Source organism: Niallia sp. FSL R7-0271, from assembly GCF_038005785.1.
Classification (GTDB): domain Bacteria; phylum Bacillota; class Bacilli; order Bacillales; family Cytobacillaceae; genus Niallia.
This window is the reverse complement of sequence record NZ_JBBOTZ010000001.1, coordinates 2,325,128-2,346,787: the sequence shown is the minus strand read 5'-3', so window position 1 is coordinate 2,346,787 and position 21,660 is coordinate 2,325,128. Positions and strand designations below refer to the sequence as shown.

The window sequence follows — 21,660 nt, the reverse complement described above, 5'->3', positions numbered from 1 at the left end:
TTTATGGTATTATCTGTATAAAATTACAAGGAGATAGGTTTATGAGACGAGCTACTATCGGTCTGCTGTTGCTTCTTCACATGATGTCTGGTTGTCAGCAATATGGGATAAAAAATATAGGTGTAGAACAGGTTGTTGACAATCATAATCAAATTGAGAATTTAGATGGATTAAATAGATTTATAGATAAGGTAAAGAAGGGAAAAGAAGCAAAAGTGAACTTTGTTTCATACGGGATAGAAGGACAGCGTATGGTTGAAAGATTAATCTTTAACGGAAAGCAAATCAATATTTCTGCAAGTGTTGATGGTGATTCTCTTGAGGAATACATGTGTAAGGATATTTTTATGAAAGTGGAAGAAACGGAAAAAAAGTACATACTAAGCGAATGTACTGGAAGTTCAGGTGAAAGTGATGGGAAGGAAATATTGACTGTACCAAACGAGTAAATGCCCAGGAATAAATCCTGAGCATTTTTTGACCTTTATAATTATGCCTCCATCAGATCGTCTGTCTGTTCCTGGTTGGAGCGCATTGTATATAGTGTAAAAACATCTTTAGGGACTTCAAATAATTCGTAGCTTACTCCTGTTTCTTCCTTGAGTTTTTCTACAATCGATTTTCTTGTCTCATTAGCATGTACGGCATAAGGGAGTTTTTCTGCTGCTTTAACGGAACGGAGATTATGCTCTCTTATGCGCATTAAAATACTGTTAATATTCAGCTCAAAGAAGGCTTCTGAAAAAAACAGTTCCTTGGCTATTTTATTATATCCTTTTCCATGATAAGGTTTGCCTATCCAAGTTCCTAAAAACCCGATGCCGTCTTGAATATCATAAAGATTAATGGTTCCTATCGGATTATGCCATTCATCAAGAATGGTACGAGAGATCAGTTCACCTTTTTCTTCTGCTTCTATCGTCTGTTTTGTGATAAATAAATATTCTTCATAAGATGCCGCTTTTTGGCGGACAAAGGGAAATACATCCGGATGCTTCATCATTTCAAATAGGACAGCGCAATCTTCCAATTCACGTTTTTTCAGCATAAAAATACCCTCCTTATACATGAGGGCAGTGTGTGCAAAGGAAAAACAAAAAGTGCCTCCGCCCTCGAAATTTTTTATCAACTTGTAGCTTGTAAAAAATTTCGGGGTGGGAATCGAACCCACTAGGACCTAATTAGGTGGCGCACCATTTGCCTTCCCTATATTTTATTTATTGTTTTCCTGCAATAATATCGTACTGCTTCTATTTTACAAAAAAAGTCTTGAAAATAATATAGGTAATTGTAATGTTTTTGTAAATACTTTATTTATTTTTTTTCTTGCGGAATTGCAGAAGTACGTATGCAGCCAGCAGCACAACAGCTCCAATAATAATTGGTGTAATATAAGGTTTTGCATATGTTTCAATATTTTCCCAATGATCACCTAAACGCATTCCCAGCAACAGAAATAAGACGGTCCATGGAATAATCGCTGCAGTCGTATAAAGGGTGAATTGGCCAATTGGCATTCTTGCAAGCCCAGCTGGAATCGAAATAGCATGTCTGACAACAGGGATAAACCGCGCCAGAAAAATCATGCCCGTCCCATATTTAAGAAACCATTTTTCAGAAGCATCCACATGAGAGCTTTTGATTAAAATATACTTCCCGTATCTGTCGATAAATGGTCTTCCGCCATACAGCGCAATCCAATATAAAAACAGTTGGGCAATCGTTCCGCCGATAACACCGGCAATGAGAGCACCGAAAAAATTAATATGGCCAGAATGGATTAAATAGCCTCCATAGCTTAAAACAATTTCACTTGGTATTACTTCGACCATTAAACCTAAAGCTATACCCATATAGCCTAAGGATGATAAAAAGTCAAAGATTGTATGTACTAGTTCAGACACTTACATCTCTCCCGCTTATTGAAAATATTTGTATTTTATTTGTAGAATAGACAATCATTAGTATACATGACGTGTAAGAAAAAATGAAATAAGAATTTAGGATGAAAGATTAATAGGTGAATACCTAAAGGAATAATAGTCCATTTACCTTAAAATTATCTTAACATCCCAATTAAGAAAAAAGGGCAAAAAAACTGAAACATATTAACACTATGCTCGTATATAATAAGACAACATATTATTGAAACCCAAAAGGGAGGACAAAATGAATTTCCACAAAGAAGTAACTCATGATGAAAGAATATTTGCCATGCTTATTTATGTTTCCAGTTTTTTCACAGCATTTCTTGGGCCATTAGTTATTTATTTAATAAAAAGTGATTCAGAATTTGTAAAATATCATGGTAAAGAGTATTTTAATTTCCTTATCTCGTACGCCATTTACGGTTTTATTAGCTGGTTGCTGATTTTTGTGCTTGTCGGCTTTGTTCTAATGCCAATTGTTGCACTTCTTGGCTTCATCTTTACGATTATAGCTGCTATTAAGTCATATGAAGGTTCTGATTATCGTATACCTCTTACCATTCGTTTTATTAGGTAACTGGAGAAATAGAGACAATTTTTTAACTAAGGAATTTTCTTTTAAGATTAGTTGCCATTTAAAAATGCTCGGTTTGGGAGCAACTATATATTCTGATGCGTTTTTAAGACTTCTTCTTAACGAAGAAAGTCTTTTTTTTTCCTTTCATGAGCTTAATCGATTATGATAGTTAAGAATGAAGGTAAGAGAAAGAAGGATAGAAATGAAGGAAAATATCGGTTTAGTGCTGGAAGGGGGAGGCATGCGCGGGGTTTATACTGCCGGTGCGCTTGAGTGCTTTCTGGAGCATAATGTCTATTTCCCATATGTAATCGGAGTTTCAGCAGGGGCAAGCTATGGGGCCTCTTATATGTCTCAGCAAGCTGGCAGAAACAAAAAGGTAAGCTTGGATTATGTTACAGATCCTAGATATATGTCATGGCGAAATTTTAGACAAACAGGTCAATTCTTCGGAATGGACTTCATTTACAATCAGATTCCTAACACGATGGTTCCGTTTGATTATGAAGCGTTTTATGGCAATGAAGCAGAATTTAAAATTGGTGCAACAGATATTCAAACAGGCGAAAGTGTATTTTATGGCAAACAAGATTATAAAGAGGAGCTGCTAAAAGCTTTGGAAGCCTCTAGCTCTCTGCCATTTTTAGCACCCGTTGTTGATTTCAAAGGGAGGAAACTGCTAGATGGCGGCATTTCCGATCCGATTCCCTTAAAAAGGGCGCAAGAGGATGGCTTTAAAAGAAATGTTGTCATTTTAACAAGGAATCTCGGTTATCGTAAATCTAAATCACGTTTTGCTTTTTTTGTGAGACGAAAGTATCCCCAATTCAAAGGGTTGCAGCAAGCAATGGAAGCAAGATACAAATTATATAATGAAACACTGGAATATGTGGAACAGGAAGAGAAAAAAGGAAATATCATGGTAGTAAGACCGCAGGAAAAGCTGGTCGTTGGACGCATGGAGAGAAATCCGCAAAAGCTGGAAAATCTATACATGCAAGGCTATCGCGATGCGAAGGCAGCTCTGGGAAAATGGAAAGAGCAACAATTTATTTAAAGTTAGAAACCCCAATGGTAATATTCCCATTGGGGTTTTTCGATTAGTTGAAGAGTCAAAAACCTAGTATCTTCATTTTGCCAATTGCCAAAAATTCACGAATAGTAAGCGGGATAATAACAGAAGCGGGTGTTTTAGCTGCAAGAGGATAGGCCTTCATCCCTTTTTTCTCGGCTATTGTGACAGCCCTGTATAGGTGGAAGTCGCTGCTTGCGATAACCGCTTCTGTAATATTATATAAATCCATGCTGTTTTGCAGGTTTTCATACGTCGATGTAGACTGATCTTCTAAAAGGATTTTATCTTCTGCAATATTATTTGCGAGCAGATAGTTTTTGAGAGCCGCAGCCTCTGTTGTATTTTCGCCATTTCCTTTGCCTCCTGTAACAACGATTTTTGCCTGTTTATTATTATTCCAGTAGGAAATAGCAGCATCAGCCCGGTTTTTTAATACTTTGGACAACTCGTCACCATCCACCTTTGCTCCGAGAATAATAATATAAGGAATACCTTCAGGGGGAACAGCAGAAGCAGTTCTTTTCATCTTCACATAATAATAAGACGTAGAAGCAAGCAATAGAACAGCACAAAAAATAATAACGAATTTCATTTTTTTCAAAAATATCACTCCAATCAATCATAGATGATAGAGGCTGTTAATAGAATATAGAATACTAGATTATAACGGAAAATATCAGTAAGGAGCCATGTTTGTGATGAATATAGAAAAGTACTACAGACAATCAGCCACTGCCTTCTTAAACGCGAGCCTTATTAGCTGTATTCCAGTCATCTTCTTTATTGCACTGTTCATTAGCGTTAAGCTGAATCGTCTATTTCTTCTTCTAATCATACCATTTTGCTTATACAGCATTACAGCGTTTGCCTCCTATTTAATTCAAAGAAGGCGCTGTGAGAGGCTTACAGATACATTGGAGGCGCAGAAGGTTACCTCTATTCTCCAATCGAAGACGGTTTTGTTATCCTTTTTACCTGCACCTTCTTTAAGAATGCTTATCTTTGATAGTGAGGGCACAGTGCTCGGCGAGATTAGGGATGACAAATTTACGTTATTTCGATGGTATTTGCCGCCGTTTTTCGATATATTCACAGCAAAAACGTATGGGTTCTATAATGGGGAAAACATGCTGCAATATCAGTTTACAGTCAAAAAACAATGTGTTGAAATTAGAAACAGAAAAAAACAGCTTATCAGCAAGTTGGAAGAGAAGCGGACAGACAAAGCAACGAAAACTGTTTATAAATATGAAAAAAAAGAGCTGTGCTTGAAAAGATCGCTTGCTTTTACCGATTATTGTTTAGAAGATGAACGAGGCATTGCCATTGTAAATGTCAAAAAGGGATGGATGCCAAAAGATTGGCAAAAGAGATTTCTAGATCCGAACCATCCTGTTGTTTCCATCCATCATTCTGCTTCTAATAAGGATATTATTCATATTTATGCCATATTGGCAAAAATATTTGCTTATAAGGATCATTAATAAAAATACTTGATTGGTGAATTGCTCCTTTCAAACACATATGGAATAAAGTTAAGGCTGGCAAAGTGATTGCCAGCCTTAACTTTATTGATAGCTTTTCAATACAATTGCCGAGTTATGGCCGCCAAAACCGAAGGAATTAGATAATCCAATTGTTATTGGCGCTTTTCTCGCTTCATTTGGCACATAGTCCAAATCACAGTCAGCGTCATTCTTTTTCAAGTTGATAGTTGGCGGAATAAGCTGATGCAAAAGACTTTTAATAAGAGCGACTGCTTCTGCGCCGCCTGCTGCGCCCAACATATGGCCAAGCATTGATTTATTTGCTGTTACAGGTATGCGATAGGCATCTTGGCCAAACAGTTTTTTGATTGCAAGCGTTTCTGATAAATCACCAACCTTTGTGCTTGTTGCATGGGCACTGATTACGTCAACATCTGCAGGTGAAATGTTGGCTTTTCTCAATGCATTTCGCATGGCTGAATAAGCACCTGTGCCTTCAGGGTGGGAAGCAACCATATGATAAGCATCAGAGCTTGCTCCGTATCCAATTACTTCACAGAGGATAGGCGCATTTCGTTTAACTGCATGTTCTAATGATTCTAGCACTAAAATCCCTGCACCTTCACTCATCACAAACCCATCTCGTTCTTCATCAAATGGACGGCTTGCGAGCTCAGGTTCCTCGTTTCGTGTCGATAGAGCTCGTGCATTTCCGAAACTTGCGAGAGATAATGGGGAAATGGCAGCTTCTGCACCACCAGCAAACATAATATCTGCATCATCATTGCGAATCGCGTTAAAAGCTTCACCTATTGACGTATTTCCAATGGAACATGCCGTAACAGGGGAGAGGGAAGGACCTAATGCGCCTAGCCTTATGCTGATTTGCGCCGCAGCTGCATTAGAAATCATCATCGGAACTAGATTTGGACTAACCCTGTTTGGACCTCTGTCATTTAATATATTTACATTATCAATGAGTGTGTTCAAGCCGCCGATTCCTGAACCGACGTATACTCCAAGCCTGTCTTTGTCGACTACTTCCAAATCAAGTTCTGAACTATTTAAAGCTTCTTCTGCTGCCGCTAATGCAAATTGTGCGAAGCGGTCCAGTTTTTTTGCTTCCTTTGCTCCCCATCTGCCGACTGCATCAAAATCTGCAATCATTCCTGCAATAGTTGTTTTGGAATTAGATACATCAAACTGGTCAATTTTGCGAATGCCAGATATTCCGTTAGAGAGATTTTCCCAAAACTGCTCTACATTATTTCCGATTGGTGAGATAACACCCATTCCAGTCACAACGACTCTTTTCATTATACATTCCTCCAAAAGCTTGTTTTTTTCTTTATTTTATCGTTTACTTATCCTATTACAAGTTGTAGTTTATCCTAGTATAAATAGTACTATCTTAAAAAGGAGTGAAAAGAATGAATGACGAGATTCGATTGCGAGCATTATCTGAGTTTCTAAAGATGAAACGGGCAAAGCTTCAGCCGGCGATGGTCGGACTGCCTTTAGGCGGGAGGCGAAGAACAACAGGGCTTCGCAGGGAAGAAGTAGCCCAGCTTGCCGGTGTAAGCACCACATGGTATACATGGCTTGAGCAGGGCAGAGACATAAAAGTGTCCATTTCTGTATTAGAAGCCGTTTCAGATGCATTACGATTGAACAAGGATGAAAAGCGGTATTTATTTGGACTGGCATTGGAGGAGACAAAAAATGCTGGTATTCCAATGGAGGAAGGGGAACTGATTACACCTTCTATAAGGAGAATATTGAGCGAACTTCACTACTGTCCGACCATCATTACAGACAGGCGAAGCTATATCGTCGGCTGGAACGAAGCAGCTGCACAAGTTTTTTTGGATTTTAATATGCTTTCCCTTGAAAATAGAAACTTAATTGAGCTGTTATTTGCTAGAAAAGAATTAAGAGCCCTAGCTGTAAATTGGGAACATTTCGCTAAAGGTTTTCTCTCTATTTTTCGCACGTACCTAGGGCAGTATATGGCAGATGATTGGTACTCTGAATTTATCGAAACAATGATTGATAAATACCCTGATTTTGAAGTGATGTGGAATGAAAGTGAAGTCAGCTCAGCTCCAGAGGTGATGATTGAATTTCGCCATTCAAAGGCTGGGAAAATGCTGTACAATCTCACTTCGCTTCAGGTTCATGGGATGAATGATTTAAGATGCAGCATCTACACACCAGTAGATGGATCAGGAACAGAGGAAAAGCTGAAGCAGCTGCTTAAAAGGGAGAGCAAATAGCCATTGTGAAACAATTTCCCTTCATATAAAATGAAAGAAAAAGGATAAGAAAGGTGAATACATCATGCTTGACGACTTTTTAGTAAACGGTTTCTTTCTTTTTTTATTTTGCTGCTTTATTCCGCTGTTATTTGTTTTAAGGAATGGCCAAATGGAAAATAAGAAATCACTCCTCATCTTATCATCTTCTGCTGCAATTATAGCATGCATAAGTTTTCCTATTAAGGTTGGTAATGGTATTCTTTTTGATTTGCGATTGGTCGCTCAGATTTTTGGTTCCTTGTATGGAGGTCCCATTGCTGCTCTCGTTTTAGCTTTAGTAAATATATTATACAGAAGCTTGTTTGATGGAATAGGTGTAATCAATACTCTTGTTGTTGCTCCCATTCATTTGATTGGACTGTTATTTGTGCGAAGGTGGTTCTTGCAGAAATCTATTAAGCAGAAAGTCTTTTACAGCTTTTTAATCGGGATTTTTTCTACGATAATTACTTTAGCGGCAGTCAGATGGGTGTCTGGTATCGGTATTCCTATTAAGCTCGCATTGCAATATGCGCTAATCCAATCTATCGTATTATGCTTAATTATTTATGTAGTAGAGGTCATTCAAAAACTGTGGAACGTTCAAAATAAAATATTTCAAGCTCAAAAGATGGAAACAGTCAGTCAACTGGCAGCTTCCATTTCCCATGAAGTACGAAATCCGTTGACATCTGTAAAGGGTTTTATGCAGCTTTTGCAGGAAACGGCTTTAAATGATAATCAAAAAAATTATTTAGACATATCGTTAAGTGAGCTTGACAAGGCAGTTAAGGTAATTGAGGACTATCTGGCATTTGCTAATCCCAACCCAATGGATGGAATAGAAGCATTAAACGTGGAAGAAGAAATACAGCGAATCACTCAGGTGCTTCATCCTCTGGCGAATAAGAGCTCCATACGTATGGAAGTGGAGACAAGCACCATACATATTATGGGCAACCAGCAATATTTCAGCCAATGCCTTGTGAACATATGCAAAAATGCAATCGAGGCAATGGAGGAGCACTCCAGCGGCATTCTTGTGATAAAAACAATAAAACAAAAACAAGAAGCCGTGATATCCATAAGTGATACAGGTATTGGCATGAGTAAGGAGGAAGTGTCAAGATTGGGAGAACCATATTATTCTACAAAAGGAAAAAATGGCACTGGTCTTGGTATGATGTTTGTATACAATTGTATAAAAGAAATGGGAGGGAGCATTCAAGTTGAAAGTGAAAAAGGAAACGGCACTAAATTTGTAATTCGGCTCCCGATATATCCTGCAAAACTAGAAAAAACGGATCAAGCTTCTTGATCCGTTTCTTTTTTGTATGCAGTTCTTTTAATCACCGGCAACATTATTTGTTGGCTTGCTTAGCCTCTCGATAACTTTACGTTTTCTGTAAAACATCTCGCCTGTTTCGGCTATGTCGTGAATCATCGAGCGGTTGGAAAAGGCGCCGAATACAATCCCGAAGACCGGCACCATCTGAAATAGCTTTTTCCAGCCGAAAGCATCCCGATAGGCGAATACAACCTCTTTCCAGCCTTGCATTTCAAGGACAACCTCTCTTTGGACCTTCTCAGAATTATCATCAAAATGGGATAGCTGGTCCAGAATGGTGTTTTTGCCCATAACGTCTGCAGAAACATATTGTAGGCATTTAATAATAAAGATTCTTTCTTTTTTCTCATTTGGATTATAGCCATAACAAATGGCGATGTCTTGAAGAATTTTTATTTGCATCGACAGCAGCAAGGGAATATCGATGCCTAAAGTAAATAAGCCGCCAATCCCTGTACTTGCACCTTGTAATGTTGCTATTGTTTTCCGGCTTTTTGTGAGCTTTCCAACGGCTGCTTTCATTTCAACGAGGGGGAGATCCTTTACTTCTTCAAAATTTTCAACGTTAAGATGCTTATAATATTTTTTGGAAGAAGAGATGTCGCTCAGCAATTTTCCGCCGCTTTGAATGTAATTTCCCATTTCATCAAGCAATTGGCCGATTTTATTTTGAATGAAAGCAGGTGTTAATTTATCAATCAACTTGAAGGGCAGCCGGCTTAGCTTTTCCCAAAACCAAAGACCGCTTTGATCCTTCTCCCATTTCTTCACTTCATCCAATTCTTTTAATAAAAAAGCTTCATTTTCTGTCATACATTAGCTCCATTCTTACTAAATATTTTTCGTTTGTTTATTGTTAATACGTCTAATACTATCAATAAGTTACATTTATTTTCTCAAATAAATGCACTAAAAAAATTGAAGCAGAGTAGTTGCATTATGCGTATATCTAGTGTAAACTAGCAACAATTAAATAGTAAAGGACCACGACGTTGTGGTCGCCTTCGGGGTAGGGTGAAATTCCCAACCGGCGGTGATGAGTGTATAAATACTCTAAGCCCGTGACCCGGCTTATGAATAATAAGACGGTGGATTTGGTGAGAAACCAAAGCCGACAGTATAGTCTGGATGGGAGAAGGCAAACAGAAGCTGCTATCATTCTAAAATGGAATGAAAGTGTGTTTAGTATGAACAGGTGTATTTTCAGGTACGCTTTTTTGACGATGACTTTTTAGTTAAAAATCAAAAAAAGCTGCTCTTTTTTGGCGTAACCTTTAAAATATGAAGCCGCTTATTTGTTGTACAATCTCCCGTATAAATATTTATACGGGATTTTTTATTTTTATTTGATTTATCAACTGTAGGCAGGCACTGCATGATTTTATGAAGGAATGGTCAAAATGAAAAAAACTGGATTACATACAGCAGCGGTTTATATTTTGTTCTCATTAATAACTAAACTAGATTTGCTTTTAAACGCCCCAATTATGGTGTTAAGGCAGCTATTTAATAAAAATCCTGCAATATTAACTAGAGGAGGAAGCTTATTGTTTACTGGTATTGTCGAGGAAACGGGTGTGGTAAAAAATATTTCAAAAACTGGCAAAACCCTTGTCCTTGCCATACAAGCGAAAGTCATCATGGAAGATATGAAATTAGGGGACAGTATTTCCGTAAACGGAGTTTGCCTTACTGTTACTAGCTTCAAACAACATGAATTCACAGCAGATGTAATGCCCGAAACCTTTAAGGATACATCTCTATCCCGCCTGACAAATGGTTCGTTTGTCAACCTAGAAAGGGCTATGGCAGCAAATGGCAGGTTTGGTGGTCATTTTGTAACAGGCCATATAGATTGTGTTGGCAGAATATTGGAGAGAAAAACTATCGAAAACAGCATCAGCGTGGAAATAGAAGTCCCAGAACAATTCTCTCATCTTATTTTAGAGAAGGGATCTATTGCAGTGGACGGAACGAGCCTGACCATTTTCGAGACGAAAGACCATTCTGTAGGTGTAAGCATCATTCCCCATACTTCTTCCGAGTCGGTTGTCGGTAAGAAGCAGGTCGGAGATATCGTAAATCTTGAATTTGATATGATGGCAAAATATTTTTATTCGTTTATGAACAGAGACAAGGCAAACAGCAGCCGTGCCAGCAACATTACCCCTGACTTTTTGAAGGAAAACGGCTTCTATTAAGGCAAAACATTTAAACTCAAAAAAAGGGGGAAATAATATGTTTCATTCCATTGAAGAAGCGTTAGAAGATTTAAAAGCAGGTAAACTGATCATCGTAACAGATGATGAAGACCGGGAAAACGAAGGGGATTTAGTCGGTCTGTCGGAGTTAGTGACACCTGATATGATTAACTTTATGGCAAAAGAAGGCAGAGGGCTTATCTGTGTTCCGATAGAAAAGGAGCTTGCAGACCATCTTGAACTGTCGCCGATGGTAAGCAACAACAATGATCCTCGTGGGACAGCTTTCACAATCAGTATAGACCATAAAGACACAACGACAGGAATCAGCGCTTTTGAACGGGCACTGACAATTGAAAAAATGGTAGAAAAAGATGCCAAAGCTGCTGATTTTACTAGACCAGGTCATATCTTTCCTCTAATTGCACACAGCGGTGGAGTTCTTTCAAGAAATGGCCATACAGAAGCAGCGGTTGACTTGGCAAAATTGGCTGGCAGTTTCCCGTCTGGTATAATCTGTGAGATTTTAAAAGAGGATGGGACGATGGCTAGGGTAGATGACTTAAAATTAATAGCTCAAAAGTTCGATTTGAAAATGATTACAATAAAAGACTTAGCAGAATACAGACAAAAAAGAGAAGATGAAAAGGAGACAGTAAAATGACTAGAATATTCGAAGGTAATTTAATTGGAAGCGGCTTAAAGGTAGGAATCATCGTTTCAAGATTTAATGAGTTCATCACAACACGACTATTATCAGGTGCTGAAGATGCTTTGAAGCGTCATGGTGTGGAAGCAGAGAATATTAATGTTGCATGGGTGCCAGGAGTATTTGAGATTCCTCTTGCTGCGAAAAAGCTAGCTGAAACAAATAAATACGATGCAATTATAACTTTAGGTACAGTTATTCGCGGAGCGACTCCACATTTCGATTTTGTCAGCAATGAAGTAGCTAAAGGGGTTGCAAGCACGTCTCTTGCAACAGGAGTACCAATTATCTTTGGCGTATTAACAACGGAATCGATTGAACAAGCGATTGAGCGCGCAGGTACAAAAGCTGGAAACAAAGGCTGGGAAGCTGCAACTAACGCTATTGAAATGGCGAATCTATATAAAGAAATGGTTTAACATATAAAGGATATAATTTTAGTTATTGGCCAAATTCTTTTCTGGAAGCGGAAAGGGATTTGGCCAATTTTATTGTAAAAGGATTGGCAAAGTAATGGAAATCTGCTATCATATTCAATTGTGGCTCACCTAAAGAGGTAAGCAGTTTTTGGACTGAAATTTATGTTCAAAGAAGTAAAACTTCTATAGAGTGATGCGGGTAGGGAGAGGGCTATATCTAAACAGGTTTAATAAATGAAAAACTATATAACAGAATTCTTTAAAATGAAAGAAAGCGAAGCTACTTTCAAAGGGGAATTTTTTGCAGGTCTGATTGGTTTTTTTACAGTTGTCTATATTGTCGCTGTTAACTCGCTTATTTTATCAGAGGCTGGAATTCCACTTGAAGCTGCTATTATCGCGACCATCTTGACATCTGTTTTCGGCTGTTTGTTGATGGGGTTTCTAGGGAATGTACCGGTATTACTTGTACCAGGAATGGGCATTAATGCGCTTTTCTCGTATACAATCGTTCAGTCAATGGGATTGAGCTGGCAGGAAGCGCTTGCTGTCGTGTTTGTTTCAGGGCTTTTGTTCATGCTGATTGCGTTTACAAAGCTGGCAAGCATTGTTAGTCAGTCCATACCATCTTCCCTTAAAGAATCGCTTACAGTTGGACTTGGCTTATTTTTGATGCTAATTGGCCTCGAAAAGGGCGGAATTGTCCAAAAAGGCAGTAATTCTATTATTGCACTTGGTTCCTTTAGTGATTTGCATGTATTGGCAACAGTCATTACATTAATCATCAGCATTATCTTATTTTTAAGAAATGTAAAAGGGAACTTCCTGATTACTATCTTAGTTGGAACATTGATTTCATGGATGTTCGGTTTGATAGACACAGGAGCTGCTGGCGATTCAGTACAGTTAAAGGATTATTGGAGTGTATTTGGTCATATGTCCTTTGATAAGATTATTACGATACCATTTTGGGTAGCGGTGTTCTCTTTATCAATGGTATTAGTTTTCGAAAATATTGGACTCGTTTCCAATCATGTTCAATATATCGGAAAACCGGAACGTTTTAAACGAGCTTTTCAAGCAAATGCTGTATCTGTTTTTCTGTCCGGCTTTTTCGGCAGCAGCCCAACTGTATCTACGGTTGAAAGCACTGCTAGCATGGCTGCAGGTGGGAAAACAGGCCTGACATCTGTTACGACAGCGGTGCTTTTCATTTGCTCTGCTTTCTTTATCCCTGTGATAAAGCTGATTCCGAATAGTGCTGTTGCACCGATTCTTATTATTATCGGCGGGCTGATGCTGCAAAATATTCGTAATCTAGATCTTAAGGATTTAAGTGAAAGTTTTCCAAGCTTTTTTATCATTGCGATGATTCCTTTCACTTACAGCATTGCAGATGGAATGGCAATTGGATTTATTTTATATCCAATCTTGAAAATAGCGCTCGGAAAAGCAAAAGAAGTATCTTTACCTTTATACTTCATTTCTTCCTTGTTCCTAATAAATTTTGTCCTTCAATATACACACTGATAATAACTGGCTTCTATAGGTTTTATGCCTATGGCGGCCAGTTTTTATTGAAGATATTGGGGAAAATCTGCCACATAAATTTGGGCTGAGCTAAATTACCCATTATAATAGAGCATATAGTCACTTTTTAGAAATGCTACAGAGTTCGACAGCCTTTGAAGGCCTTGTTTATTAGAATAATACTAAATATTTTGAAATGAGTAGAAAAGAAGTTCGGAGGTATTTCAATGGAAGTTTTTGTGGCTAGGCAGCCGCTGTTCAACAGAATGGAAGAAGTGTACGGTTATGAATTGTTATATCGAAATAACGAAGTTAATATGTTTCCAAATATTGACGGAGACCATGCGACAGCAGATGTTATCATAAATAGTTTTTTAAATATAGGCATAGAAAAGTTATCGGATGGAAAACCTTGTTTTATTAACTTTACAGAAAATCTTTTGGATCTAGGGCTGCCTACATATTTTCAACCGAGAGAAATCGTGATAGAGATATTAGAAACTGTCGAGCCAAGCAGAAAAATAATCAATATATGCAAAGAGTTAAAGGCGTTAGGATATAAAATTGCGCTGGATGATTATATTTTTGACAATACAAATCCATATGCCTATGAATTGCTTATCACGGCAGATATCATTAAAGTTGATTTCATGAATACGGATGAAGCTGCAAGGATTGAAATTGAGACCCTCGCCAAACAGCTTGGCAAAGAGATGGTTGCTGAAAAGCTTGAGACTAGGGAAGATTATGAGACAGCAAGGACTGCCGGCTATCATTATTTTCAAGGTTATTATTTCTCAAAGCCTTCTATCATGTCTACACATGATGTACCTGCTTATATTCATACATATTATGGTATCTCCAAACATATTCGTTCCATTGACCCAGACATTGATATGATTTCTAATTTGATTGAACAGGATATTTCTTTATCGTACAAGCTCCTTAAATTAATTAATACACTAGGTTTTGGCCTTAAGCATAAGGTTACAAGCATCAGGCAAGCGATTGTTCTTATCGGGCTGATGGAACTGCAAAAGTGGCTGTACGTTCTGGCTGTAAGAGAAAAAGACTGGAATAATGGAATTTCGTATGAGATTATGTCTAACTGTCTTATTAGGGCGAGAATGTGTGAGTCTGTTGCAAAACTCATTCCAGGGAAAATCAATACCTCCGGACATTTCTTGACAGGAATGTTTTCATTAATGGATTCAATCTTGAATCTTGATATGGAAGAGATATTAGTTCAAGTTCCCCTTGATGAAGCAATCATGGATGCGCTCTCTGGAAAAAGCAATACACAAAGGGATGTGCTTGATCTAGTGCTTGCAGTCGAAAAAGCAGACTGGGTTCAAATTAGCAAAGGCTGCAGAAAGCTTGGGATTGAGGAAAAAGACTTGTTTAAAGTATATGCAGAATCCCTTAATTGGGCAAAAGAATTAATGGAAGACAAAAAAATGTAATGAAGAGCCTGTGTCCTAAAGCTAAACAAAAGGACATAGGCTTATTTATTTAGCGAATGTCCGTAAAACAATGGTTTTATGATTGCAATAATGGCAACTGCAGAAGTACAATGTAACATATAAGTTAACGTTGGAGGAAATTACAGATGAATATTAAACTTACTAAATGCCACGGAAGCGGGAATGATTTCTTGATAATCGACGAGATTTCCAATCCTAGCTATTCCTTCTCAGAAGAAGACCGCGCAAATTTGGCCATTGCCTTTTGCGACCGCAGCTCCCAATTAGGAGCAGACGGAATATTGTATGTGATGCCGAGTGGTAAAGCAGATGCCCGCATGAGAGTTTTTAATGCAGATGGGTCAGAAGCATCTATGTGCGGCAATGGGATACGCTGTGTTGCCCGCTATGTTTGTGAACTTCTTGATGTGAAAGAAGCGGTTATAGAAACAATGAAAGCGAATCTTGAAGTGAACAACGAAGCAGACATTTTCCCAGAGATTCCAACATATTTGGTGGAGATTTCCCCCGTTTCCTTCCAAACAACAGATTTGCCATTACGTATCGAGCAGAAGACGCTTTTAAATGAAAAGATTGAAAGCCTTCATCCGGAGCTTACATTTACTGCCTTAGCTGTGCCAAATCCTCATCTGATTGCAATTGTCGACAAAGAGACAATCGAATCTTCGGTGCAAGAAGAGATAAGCAGCTATGTAAATGGACCTAATGAACTTTTCCCTGATGGAGTGAATGTCAGCTTCGTTTCTATATTAGACAAAGGCAATATTTATGTTCGCACATATGAGCGTGGCGTTGGATTTACAAATGCATGCGGAACAGCTATGTCAGCATCATCACTTGTGTCCATCTTAAACGGCTTCAATAACACAGGTGAATTTATCGAGGTCTACAATAATGGCGGAAAAGTCCGCTGTTACGTTCATGAAAATGATGGCAAGTATCGTATTGATCTTATCGGCAATGCAACATATGTTTATGAAGCAGGTGTGGAAGCAGATCTTAACAATCTAAGTGATTTTATTCTTCATGATAAAGTTGTCAATGAACAGGAAGAGTCTCAGTACAGTAAACTGCAGGAAGCAGCACAAACATACTTAAAAGAAAAGCTTGTATAAAATTTTGCCTGGAAGGACTTGCCTTCCGGGTTTTTTAATTGGTAATAATGTTTATCGATTGGAAGAATCTAAAACAGCAACAGCAGTATTTTTTTCTTCCTTTCATCAAAAAATAAGTGCCTAAACTAATGGAAAGAAGGCAATAAACAATGGCAAAATTACTATATATTACAGCACATCCGCACGACCATTCCCAATCCTTCAGCATGGCTGCAGGACAGGCATTTATTGAATCATACAAAGAGCAGAATCCAAATGATGAAATTGTTCATATCGATTTGTATAAGGAAAACATTCCTGAAATCGACAGTGATGTGTTCAGTGGATGGGGCAAGCTTCAATCAGGAAAAGGGTTTGATGAGCTTTCTAATGAAGAAAAGTCTAAAGTAAGCAGACTGGCTGAATTAAGTGATCAATTTGTGGGCGGCGATAAATATGTTTTCGTCACACCGATGTGGAACTTTTCTTTCCCACCTGTTATGAAAGCATATATTGATTCTGTTGCTGTTGCAGGGAAGACCTTTAAGTATACAGATCAAGGTTCTGTCGGATTGCTGACAGACAAAAAGGCCCTTCATATTCAAGCTCGCGGAGGCATCTATTCAGAAGGTCCAACAGCCGATTTAGAAATGGGTCACCGCTATTTAAACGCTATTATTAAGCACTTCTTTGGGGTGCCGACATTTGAAGGTCTGTTTATTGAAGGCCATGCAGCAATGCCGGATAAGGCGCAGGAAATCAAGGAAAACGGCATAGCACGAGCAAAGGATCTGGCAAAAACTTTTTAATTTAATGGAGCTGCATTTTAATGCAGCTCTTTTTTTTATGGTATAATTTGTAATAAACAGCTAGGAAAATGAAGGAGGTAAACAGCTTTGAATTCTTTTTTTGTGTACCTTATTATCATATTAGCAGTTGCAGGGGATTTCTTCTTATTGGATAGAAATCGTAAAAGATGGGGCTGGATGGATAAATGGTCTAGCAAAGGAAAAATTTTGTTTTTTGCTGTTATTTTACTATCCTCTGTTGTCGTGTATTTTGGGTTAAGTGTAAAGTATATATAAGTTGTTTAGATTTGAAAGGGCTTCCTAGTTCATTTACTTACATATTCATACTTTAATTAGTCCTGGTGATTTCTTGGTTCGCCAAAGCATAAAAACAGGCGATTTGAAGAATCTTAAAGAAAAAAAGGACTGAAACAATGAAACCAATTGTCCCTTTCGAACCAATCGTAACGGAAACTATACCTACAGGTGATAACTGGATCGCCCAAGTGAAATGGGATGGCACAAGAATACTAACATACCATGAATTTGGTGAAACAAAGCTCTTTAATCGTAAATTAAATGAGCGGACTAAACAGTATCCAGAACTGATCGATACAACTGCTTACTTTTCAGCAGATTCTTTTATTTTGGACGGAGAATTGATTGCTTTAAAGGAAGGGAAGCCATCTTTTTACGAAGTAATGAGACGGGATCGGCTAAAAAGTGTCGGCGTTAATGGAGGAATGCTAGAACAAGTGCCAATAACCTATATGGTATTTGACATAATACAGCTAGATGGCGAGTTGCTGACAGGTCATAGTCTTGCAGAAAGGCAGGAGCTTTTAAAGAAGTACTTTATACCGAATGAGCATGTGCAGCTTGTCGAAAGCTTTCACGACAAGGAGGGGCTGCTGCAAGCCTGCCTTAGCAATGATTTAGAAGGGGTAGTTTTTAAGGATTTGACAAGCAGCTACTCCATTGGAGGCAAGGATAAGCGCTGGCTGAAAAGAAAAAAACAACATGACTTGATTGCTGTTATAGGCGGAGTAACATATAAAAATGGTGTAGCCAATTCCCTGCATCTTGGTCTATATGATCAAACAGATCATTTGGTTTATATCGGCAGTGTCGGCAATGGCAAATTAACAAATAAGGATTGGGCAGAACTCACAAAAATTCTTAAAACCATTGAAACTGGCAACTGCCCTTTTGCGAGTATGACAAACAAAGGCAATATGGTTTGGTTAAAGCCGCTGCTTACAGTGAAGGTCAGTTTTCTAGAATGGATTGAGAATCATACATTAAGACATCCTATAATTGAAGCATTCGTAACAGCAGATCCCCTGGAGTGCAGAATGGAAAATTAGTTTTTTTAAAGCGTTGCGAGTCTCATGCAACGCTTTATTAGGAGTGTTGCAATGCGCCCTTGAGCAAGCGAAGCTTTTTTGTTTCCAGATAACTAAAATAAGAGTAAAGAAGCATATCATCAAATACAGTTCTTATAAGCTTTTCCATTTTTAGTTTTACCTGGTCTTCACATAACGGATCTTGATAGACTCGTCCGTAAGCCATAGCATCATATGTGTCAATGATGCGAATCATCCTCGCAAAAAGAGGTATTTCTTTGCCTTTTAATCCGTAATAACCGCTCCCATCTATATTCTCATGATGATATAAAATAGTATTTAAAAATTCATCGGAAAAGATTTGTCTGTCCTCCAACAGCTGTCTACCATACAGAGTGTGACGCTTAAGCTCACGCATTTCCATTTCAGTCAGCTTTTCCTTCTTGTTAAGCAAGGAAGGGTCGATTTTCAGCTTCCCTATGTCATGTAAAGCCCCCATATAAAAAATCTTCGCAGATGAACCCATACCAATAAAAGCACTAAACTGATGCAGTTCGTCAGCAACGCGCATGGAGTGTCCTAATGTCCTGCGGCAATGTTTCAATAATTTGCATGTTAAATCCTGAATATGGTTATTCAAAGCATGATTCCTCCTTCATAAGAAAGGTTAACAAGTCTTCTATGCAAGAATAGCATGTAAATGGCATAAGTTGATGCTCTCAAACGGAACGAATCGTTTTACATTTGAGATAATTCTTTGCCGGGATTTATTTTTAATATATAAAAATCTAAGAATGTATTGCTTTAACAGAAATTTTTCAATTTTTATAAGATAAAAACAAGTATTAAAGAATTAATGATAGATAATGAAAAGCTGCATTTCATTATTGGGATGAAGCTAACTTAATCCTCATTGTAAAATGTAGATTGTTATTAATTTCATTCACATTCAATTCCTTATTTTTTAATCAATAAGCACCCTCTTTCATCAAAATTTCTAGCTTTTTCAACATTTGCTTATTGTTCAAAAAGTTGGGATTTGGTTACGAATTTTTGGCTGTGTTTGGAAATAAGCAACAAGTATTTCAAAGGGGAGTCAATAATTGATGGCTACAATAGCACTTTTAGACAATAATCCGCGTGCCAGAGAGAAAATGCGACAAATGCTGAGAGAAGACCAGTCCTTTCAAATTATTGCAGAAGGACAAGATGGCAGATTTGCTCTGCCAATTAAGAAGGCTCATAACCCGGATGTCTTTATTATTTCAAGCTTAATGCCTAATGTTGATGGCATAGAAGCAGCGAAAGAGCTATTGGATGAAGATCCAGCAGCGAAGATTATTATGCTGTTTCAGGAAGATGAGGAAAAAGACTTTAATGCCTCATTAAGAATTGGTGTAATGGGGTTTGTCAAAATGGAGAAAATAGAGATTTGGCTGAAGGAGGCAGTTAGAAGTCTGCTAGCTGAGAAAAACTATATGGACCCGTTTATTACAAGCAAGGTGCTGCAGCAATACCGTCATATAACACAGCGGAATGATGATAATTCGGCTGGTCTTCATATCTTTTCAAAACGAGAGCTTACTGTTCTTCAGCTTCTCGCAAAGGGAAAAAGCAATTTTGATATAGCGGACGATCTTCAAATCAGTGATAAGACGGTTAAAAACCATATTAGCAGTATATTAAAAAAGTCTAGGACAAAAAGCCGGACTAGGGCTGTTGTCAAAGCAATTAAGTACAGATGGGTCAATCTTTGATAAGGCGTTTAATAAAAAATCTTAGTAACTACATTCAAAAACTGGTCTATTCTGCATTAATTTCATTAAATTAAACAAAATAGAATATATCTTTTGCATAAAGGTGATGTGGATGAATCGATTTTATAAACGTTATTCTGACTTAATTTTTCAGCTGCTTAGTGAAGATAAGTGGAACAGCCTCGCGGTTCTTTCGGATAAAACAGGTTTTTCAAAAACGACCATTTGGCGTGATTTAGAGTTTTTGGAAAGTATCCTGCCGGAGGATTGGGTTTTTGAAAAGAATGAAACATTTGGAGTAAGGCTTATCAAGCCGGAGAATGGAACGCTGGAAAATCTATTGGGACAAATCAGAGAAAAAAACACGTATTTGCACACATTGAAGATCATTTTATTAAATGATGGAGTTGATGTTTCGCAAATATGTCAGGAAGTCCATATCAGCAGATCAACCGCTTATAGGCATCTTGAAAAGCTGCAGGAAGTTGTCGAACAGGCAGAAGTAATGCTGACTGCGAGTCCCTTCCGTTTGGTCGGGGACGAGAAGAAGATTCGTCGTTTCATTATGCAATATTTGGACTTCATGTCCTTTGAAACAAATATTGTGAAGGAAGGGCTTGATGCCGTTAAGTTCCAAGAGCATTTAGTCAGGCTGTTTTCCAACTTTTCCATGTCATACAGAACCGGGGCGCTGCACAGACTGACTATTATTCTGTTTATAGCCAATCATCGGGCTTCAATGGGTCATTATATTTCTTATCCTGATAAAGTGTTGAATACACATGCTGGAAGCAAATACTTCGAATTAACTAAACTGCTGTCGCCATATATGGTCAAATGTCCGCGCAGAGAGGTTCAGCTCCAGGAAATCCTTTATTTTTCCATATTTATAATGAGCGAGGAAAGGCCACTTAACCGAACAAAGCATCTAAAATATATTCATAGCTCGATGAAAACGGAAAGAGGCTATCCAATGGCTCAATATTTGGCAAAGCTTGATCGGTTTATTGGTTTTCCGATTTCACAGGATGATATTTTCTTGTTCCACTTGTATCAGTCACTAAAGCGAATATCTGTTGAAACGGAATTTGAGACAGAAACAGTGAAAAATTCTGCTCTGCAATACTTAGATTTTTTTGAAGAGAACGAGCTTTTTCAAGCAATAGAAAAGCTTGCTGAGGAATGCCTGACTCCATACTCACTCCTATTTAAAAAGCTTGATACACTTGAGATTTTCTCCTTAGTACAAGCAGCTGTAATAAGGAGATGGAACCATCACAAAATCCAAGTAGCTGTTGTGTGTAGAACATACAGTGAAAAAGATTATATTCGTGAAATATTAGCCTATCATTTTGACAGTAAGCTAAAAATATCCAGCTTGGACCCTTCCAGTTTAAATCTGCTGTATATGTATGAGGAGTTTGATTTACTTATATCGGCCGGTGAATTAAATCCTGTAAATACATGTATTGAGCATATACCCAAAATCAATATTTCATCTTTTCCGACTTCTTCTGAATTGAGAGAAATAAGTTACTTTATTGAGCAGCATTTTTTTGAGAATTTAGGAATTACAAAGGAAATGATTTATCCATTTAATGAAACGCTTATGTAAAATCT

At 37.9% G+C, this 21,660-nt stretch carries 22 protein-coding genes, 1 pseudogene and 1 riboswitch; of the genes and pseudogenes, 17 read left to right on the top strand and 6 right to left on the bottom strand.

What is annotated here, in order from left to right; genetic code table 11:
* Nucleotides 1-41: 41 nt before the first annotated feature.
* Nucleotides 42-449 carry a DUF4362 domain-containing protein gene (locus MKX82_RS11965; RefSeq protein ID WP_251645441.1) on the top strand — a complete coding sequence of 136 codons (408 nt, stop codon included), beginning with the start codon at nt 42-44 and terminating at the stop codon, nt 447-449.
* A 41-nt stretch (nt 450-490) separates the two neighbouring features.
* Here the strand turns inward: MKX82_RS11965 and MKX82_RS11960 are convergent, their stop codons facing one another.
* Both MKX82_RS11960 and MKX82_RS11955 read right to left on the bottom strand, forming a co-directional pair.
* Nucleotides 491-1,048, bottom strand: coding sequence for a GNAT family N-acetyltransferase (locus MKX82_RS11960; protein ID WP_233313496.1), 558 nt, complete (start codon nt 1,046-1,048; stop codon nt 491-493).
* A 262-nt stretch (nt 1,049-1,310) separates the two neighbouring features.
* Nucleotides 1,311-1,904: a DedA family protein gene (locus MKX82_RS11955; RefSeq protein ID WP_233313497.1), complete on the bottom strand. Its 594-nt coding sequence runs from the start codon at nt 1,902-1,904 to the stop codon at nt 1,311-1,313.
* Between the two features lie 265 nt (nt 1,905-2,169).
* Between MKX82_RS11955 and MKX82_RS11950 the strand changes: the two genes are divergently transcribed.
* Nucleotides 2,170-2,505: a DUF4870 domain-containing protein gene (locus tag MKX82_RS11950; protein ID WP_251645443.1), complete on the top strand. Its 336-nt coding sequence runs from the start codon at nt 2,170-2,172 to the stop codon at nt 2,503-2,505.
* Between the two features lie 202 nt (nt 2,506-2,707).
* Nucleotides 2,708-3,562 carry a patatin-like phospholipase family protein gene (locus MKX82_RS11945; RefSeq protein ID WP_237941610.1) on the top strand — a complete coding sequence of 285 codons (855 nt, stop codon included), beginning with the start codon at nt 2,708-2,710 and terminating at the stop codon, nt 3,560-3,562.
* Between the two features lie 55 nt (nt 3,563-3,617).
* Here the strand turns inward: MKX82_RS11945 and MKX82_RS11940 are convergent, their stop codons facing one another.
* Nucleotides 3,618-4,172: a YdcF family protein gene (locus MKX82_RS11940; RefSeq protein WP_341079524.1), complete on the bottom strand. Its 555-nt coding sequence runs from the start codon at nt 4,170-4,172 to the stop codon at nt 3,618-3,620.
* Nucleotides 4,173-4,275: 103 nt separating this feature from the next.
* On the opposite strand from MKX82_RS11940, the gene MKX82_RS11935 reads away from it, so the two are divergent.
* Nucleotides 4,276-5,064, top strand: coding sequence for a hypothetical protein (locus tag MKX82_RS11935; RefSeq protein WP_237941609.1), 789 nt, complete (start codon nt 4,276-4,278; stop codon nt 5,062-5,064).
* A gap of 84 nt (nt 5,065-5,148) precedes the next feature.
* Here the strand turns inward: MKX82_RS11935 and fabF are convergent, their stop codons facing one another.
* Nucleotides 5,149-6,384: a beta-ketoacyl-ACP synthase II gene (fabF, locus tag MKX82_RS11930; protein WP_341077389.1), complete on the bottom strand. Its 1,236-nt coding sequence runs from the start codon at nt 6,382-6,384 to the stop codon at nt 5,149-5,151.
* A gap of 113 nt (nt 6,385-6,497) precedes the next feature.
* Between fabF and MKX82_RS11925 the strand changes: the two genes are divergently transcribed.
* Together MKX82_RS11925 and MKX82_RS11920 are read left to right on the top strand one after the other, a co-directional pair.
* A complete protein-coding gene (locus tag MKX82_RS11925) occupies nt 6,498-7,343 on the top strand; it encodes a helix-turn-helix transcriptional regulator (RefSeq protein WP_237941607.1) in 846 nt (281 codons plus the stop codon).
* Nucleotides 7,344-7,407: 64 nt separating this feature from the next.
* Nucleotides 7,408-8,682, top strand: coding sequence for a HAMP domain-containing sensor histidine kinase (locus MKX82_RS11920; protein WP_341077385.1), 1,275 nt, complete (start codon nt 7,408-7,410; stop codon nt 8,680-8,682).
* A 27-nt stretch (nt 8,683-8,709) separates the two neighbouring features.
* Here MKX82_RS11920 and MKX82_RS11915 read toward each other — a convergent pair whose 3' ends face one another.
* Nucleotides 8,710-9,525, bottom strand: coding sequence for an EcsC family protein (locus MKX82_RS11915; RefSeq protein WP_233313504.1), 816 nt, complete (start codon nt 9,523-9,525; stop codon nt 8,710-8,712).
* A 183-nt stretch (nt 9,526-9,708) separates the two neighbouring features.
* A riboswitch (FMN riboswitch) is annotated at nt 9,709-9,856 on the top strand.
* A gap of 403 nt (nt 9,857-10,259) precedes the next feature.
* Here MKX82_RS11915 and ribE point away from each other — a divergent pair.
* The 9 genes and pseudogenes from ribE to MKX82_RS11870 all read left to right on the top strand — a co-directional run bounded on the left by ribE (nt 10,260) and on the right by MKX82_RS11870 (nt 18,304).
* Entirely contained in the window at nt 10,260-10,913 is a 654-nt protein-coding gene (gene ribE / locus MKX82_RS11910) for a riboflavin synthase (protein ID WP_237942306.1), read from the top strand.
* 37 nt (nt 10,914-10,950) lie between these two features.
* Nucleotides 10,951-11,553 (top strand): annotated as a pseudogene (ribB, locus tag MKX82_RS11905) (3,4-dihydroxy-2-butanone-4-phosphate synthase); the annotation flags it as partial.
* Nucleotides 11,554-11,573: 20 nt separating this feature from the next.
* Complete coding sequence (gene ribH, locus MKX82_RS11900) at nt 11,574-12,041, top strand: 6,7-dimethyl-8-ribityllumazine synthase (protein WP_233313505.1); 468 nt, start codon at nt 11,574-11,576, stop codon at nt 12,039-12,041.
* 234 nt (nt 12,042-12,275) lie between these two features.
* Nucleotides 12,276-13,571, top strand: coding sequence for an NCS2 family permease (locus tag MKX82_RS11895; protein ID WP_233313506.1), 1,296 nt, complete (start codon nt 12,276-12,278; stop codon nt 13,569-13,571).
* A gap of 227 nt (nt 13,572-13,798) precedes the next feature.
* Nucleotides 13,799-15,034, top strand: a complete 1,236-nt coding sequence (locus tag MKX82_RS11890; protein WP_233313507.1) for an EAL and HDOD domain-containing protein — start codon at nt 13,799-13,801, stop codon at nt 15,032-15,034.
* Between the two features lie 146 nt (nt 15,035-15,180).
* Complete coding sequence (gene dapF, locus MKX82_RS11885) at nt 15,181-16,170, top strand: diaminopimelate epimerase (protein WP_341077377.1); 990 nt, start codon at nt 15,181-15,183, stop codon at nt 16,168-16,170.
* Nucleotides 16,171-16,319: 149 nt separating this feature from the next.
* Nucleotides 16,320-16,958 carry an FMN-dependent NADH-azoreductase gene (locus tag MKX82_RS11880; protein ID WP_233313509.1) on the top strand — a complete coding sequence of 213 codons (639 nt, stop codon included), beginning with the start codon at nt 16,320-16,322 and terminating at the stop codon, nt 16,956-16,958.
* A gap of 87 nt (nt 16,959-17,045) precedes the next feature.
* A complete protein-coding gene (locus tag MKX82_RS11875) occupies nt 17,046-17,234 on the top strand; it encodes a hypothetical protein (RefSeq protein WP_233313510.1) in 189 nt (62 codons plus the stop codon).
* A 137-nt stretch (nt 17,235-17,371) separates the two neighbouring features.
* Complete coding sequence (locus tag MKX82_RS11870) at nt 17,372-18,304, top strand: ATP-dependent DNA ligase (protein WP_341077373.1); 933 nt, start codon at nt 17,372-17,374, stop codon at nt 18,302-18,304.
* Nucleotides 18,305-18,341: 37 nt separating this feature from the next.
* On the opposite strand, the gene MKX82_RS11865 is transcribed toward MKX82_RS11870, so the two are convergent.
* Nucleotides 18,342-18,923, bottom strand: a complete 582-nt coding sequence (locus MKX82_RS11865; protein ID WP_233313512.1) for an HD-GYP domain-containing protein — start codon at nt 18,921-18,923, stop codon at nt 18,342-18,344.
* Between the two features lie 466 nt (nt 18,924-19,389).
* Here MKX82_RS11865 and MKX82_RS11860 point away from each other — a divergent pair, with 466 nt between their 5' ends.
* Nucleotides 19,390-20,040: a response regulator transcription factor gene (locus MKX82_RS11860; protein WP_341077370.1), complete on the top strand. Its 651-nt coding sequence runs from the start codon at nt 19,390-19,392 to the stop codon at nt 20,038-20,040.
* A 112-nt stretch (nt 20,041-20,152) separates the two neighbouring features.
* Nucleotides 20,153-21,655 (top strand): helix-turn-helix domain-containing protein, encoded by a 1,503-nt coding sequence (locus MKX82_RS11855; protein ID WP_237941603.1) that lies wholly within the window; start codon nt 20,153-20,155, stop codon nt 21,653-21,655.
* Nucleotides 21,656-21,660 lie beyond the last annotated feature (5 nt).